The sequence below is a fragment of the Rhizobium sp. CF080 genome, assembly GCF_000282095.2.
GTDB lineage: Bacteria > Pseudomonadota > Alphaproteobacteria > Rhizobiales > Rhizobiaceae > Neorhizobium.
This window is the reverse complement of the sequence record NZ_AKKC02000007.1, coordinates 1-2,916: the sequence shown is the minus strand read 5'-3', so window position 1 is coordinate 2,916 and position 2,916 is coordinate 1. Positions and strand designations below refer to the sequence as shown.

The following is a 2,916-nucleotide window of genomic DNA, read 5'->3' as shown; positions in this document are numbered from 1 at the left end:
GAAGCCGTAATAGATGAGCTCCGCATAACGCGGCATGATGTCGTCCTTGAGATGCGCCGCACCACGGTCGAGCGTGATCGACTCGATCGCACGGTGGGCGGCAAGCAGGATCGTGCCACCGGGGGTCTCGTAGACGCCGCGCGACTTCATGCCGACATAACGGTTCTCGACGAGGTCGAGACGGCCGATGCCGTTGTCGCGGCCGTAGTTGTTGAGCGCGGCCAGCAGGGTCGCCGGCGACATGGCGACGCCATTGATCGAGACCGCGTCACCCTTTTTGAAGCCGACCTTGATCGTCGTCGCCTTGTCGGGGGCTGCTTCCGGGGAAATGGTGCGCATATGCACGTATTCCGGTGCCTCGACGGCCGGGTCCTCGAGAACCTTGCCCTCGGAAGAGGAGTGCAGCAGGTTGGCATCGACCGAGAACGGCGCCTCGCCCATCTTGTCCTTGGCGACCGGGATCTGGTTTTCCTCGGCGAACTTCAACAGATCGGTGCGGCTCTTGAAGGCCCAATCGCGCCACGGCGCGATGACCTTGATATCCGGGTTCAGCGCATAGGCCGAAAGCTCGAAACGAACCTGGTCGTTGCCCTTGCCGGTCGCGCCATGGGCGATCGCATCGGCGCCGGTCTTCTTCGCGATCTCGATCAGGTGCTTGGAGATCAGCGGACGGGCGATCGACGTGCCGAGCAGGTAGACGCCTTCGTAGACGGCATTGGCGCGGAACATCGGGAAGACGAAATCGCGCACGAATTCCTCGCGCACGTCCTCGATATAGATCTCCTTGATGCCGAGCATCTCGGCCTTCTTGCGGGCCGGCTCCAGCTCCTCGCCCTGGCCGAGATCGGCGGTGAAGGTCACCACTTCGGCATTGAGTTCGGTCTGCAGCCATTTCAGGATGATCGAGGTGTCGAGACCGCCGGAATAGGCGAGAACGACCTTCTTTACGTCTTTCGGGAGTGCCATGTCGATTTACGTCCGTCTGCGGGTGGAAGCGGTTCTTGAAACTGCCAAGTCATGAATTGCGGCACTTTTAGCGAGTTTCTTGAGGCACGCAAGAAAAACCCGGCAAAACTGGTCAGAGATGGCGGTCCAGGTTCATCCGCTGATGCAGGACGCGGACGATGAAAATTGTCTTGGACGTTTCCCGATAGACGATGAAGTGAGATTCGTATGCAAGCGCCAGATATCCGCGCTTGATCCCATCGATCTTCCGTCCATTTCTCTCGCCCAGCGAGAGCGCTTTGCAAAAATCCCTTATTCCAAACGTATATTCTTCGGCCTGACTGTAGCCCCAGGTCTCGTCAGTATAGTCGTAGATATGGTCGATATCCGCAGTTGCCCTTGGCGCGAAGATCAGAGTTTTCATCGTTCGGCGCGTGCGGCCCGTTTCTTCTCGATGAATTCGTCGAAATCGAAAGGCTGCGGCTCGCCGGAAGCCTCGCCCTCTTCGATCGCCGCACGGATCGCTTCGATACCGTCTTCGCTGTCCCGCAGCAGGCGCAGGGCCGCCTCCACGACTTCGCTTGCCGAACTGTAATTGCCGCCGTTCACCTGTCTGTCGATGAAAGCCGTCAGTTCCTCATCCACCGTAATCGACGTCATCTTGCCCATCAGGCTCTCCGGTGTGACCTGTCTGTCATGTTGACACTATCTGACGAGGGTACCATATCCCGCCCGACCTTTGAACAGCAGCGTCATAGAGGAATCTTGCCATGACCATCACTCATCCCGCTCTGAAGAAGGATAATGTCGCCGTGATTACCGGTGCCGCATCAGGCATCGGCCTTGCCGCCGCAAAGGAATTTGCCCGGATGGGCCTTTCCGTCGTCCTTGCCGACCTGGAGGGCGACAAGCTGGCGGAAGCAGCCCTCGAAGTCGCGGCTCTTGCCGAGGACGGTGACGCGGATGTCGCCGCGATCGGCACGGATGTATCGAAGCCGGACGAGATCGAGGCGCTGGAACGCGCCGTCATCCAGCGCTTCGGCCGCGTGCATGTGCTGATGAACAATGCCGGCATCAGCCCCGGAAGCTCGATATTCGGACCGCAGGTCAACTGGGACAGCGTTTTCGCCGTCAATCTTCTGGGCGTCATCAACGGGACGCGGACGTTCGGGCCGGCGATGATCGCCCATGGCGAACCGTCGCTGATCATCAATACCGGCTCCAAGCAGGGCATCACCACCCCGCCCGGCAATCCCGCCTACAATGTCGCCAAGGCCGGCGTGAAGGCGTTCACCGAAGCGCTGCAGCACGAGCTGCGCAATACGCCGAACTGCCAGGTCTCCGCCCATCTCCTCATCCCCGGCTTCGTGTTTACCGGCCTGACCAAGGGCGACCGCATCGAAAAGCCCACCGGCGCCTGGACGTCGGAACAGACGGTCGAGTTCATGCTCACCAGCCTGGAGCGCGGCGACTTCTACATCCTGTGCCCCGACAACGACGTGGACCGGGCGACCGACGAGCGCCGCATGCTGTGGGCGATCAGCGACATCATCGAGAACCGTCCGCCGCTGTCGCGCTGGCATCCGGATTTCGCGGATGCATCAAAGGAATTCATCAACGGCCGTTGATAGATTGATTTGTGACGGCTTCGAAAGCCGGGTAAACGGAGCAATCCATTATCCGGCTATTCGAGTGCGCCCATGGAATTCCTGCCGAGCCTTGCCACCCTGCTTGCCTTCACCGCCGCCGGCCTGCTTCTGGCGCTGACGCCGGGACCCGACATGACGCTGTCGATCAGCCGCGCGCTCGGCCAGGGCCGCCGGCCGGCGCTGTTCGTGGTGCTCGGCACCAGCCTCGGCGTCGTCTGCCATACGCTGCTCGTCGCTTTCGGCATCTCGGCGCTGATCACCGCCTCGCCGACCGCCTTCTTCATCCTGAAGACCGGCGGCGCCGCCTATCTCCTGTGGCTGG

The 2,916-nt window shown here is 61.0% G+C and carries 5 protein-coding genes; 2 read left to right on the top strand and 3 right to left on the bottom strand.

Annotation, left to right across the window (positions count from 1 at the left end; all coding sequences use genetic code 11):
• The 3 genes from PMI07_RS17325 to PMI07_RS17315 all read right to left on the bottom strand — a co-directional run.
• On the bottom strand, positions 1-966 hold a 966-nt coding region (locus PMI07_RS17325; protein ID WP_024163881.1), incomplete at its 3' end, for an argininosuccinate synthase.
• A 112-nt stretch (positions 967-1,078) separates the two neighbouring features.
• A complete protein-coding gene (locus PMI07_RS17320; RefSeq protein ID WP_007765800.1) occupies positions 1,079-1,369 on the bottom strand; it encodes a type II toxin-antitoxin system RelE/ParE family toxin in 291 nt (96 codons plus the stop codon).
• Positions 1,366-1,614 carry a type II toxin-antitoxin system ParD family antitoxin gene (locus tag PMI07_RS17315; RefSeq protein ID WP_007765803.1) on the bottom strand — a complete coding sequence of 83 codons (249 nt, stop codon included), beginning with the start codon at positions 1,612-1,614 and terminating at the stop codon, positions 1,366-1,368. The genes PMI07_RS17320 and PMI07_RS17315 overlap by 4 nt, the downstream gene beginning before the upstream one ends.
• A 101-nt stretch (positions 1,615-1,715) precedes the next feature.
• Between PMI07_RS17315 and PMI07_RS17310 the strand changes: the two genes are divergently transcribed.
• On the top strand, positions 1,716-2,573 hold the full coding sequence (locus tag PMI07_RS17310) for an SDR family NAD(P)-dependent oxidoreductase (protein WP_007765806.1): 858 nt from the start codon (positions 1,716-1,718) through the stop codon (positions 2,571-2,573).
• A 72-nt stretch (positions 2,574-2,645) separates the two neighbouring features.
• The coding region (locus PMI07_RS17305) for a LysE family translocator (RefSeq protein WP_024163880.1) at positions 2,646-2,916 on the top strand (271 nt) is incomplete at its 3' end.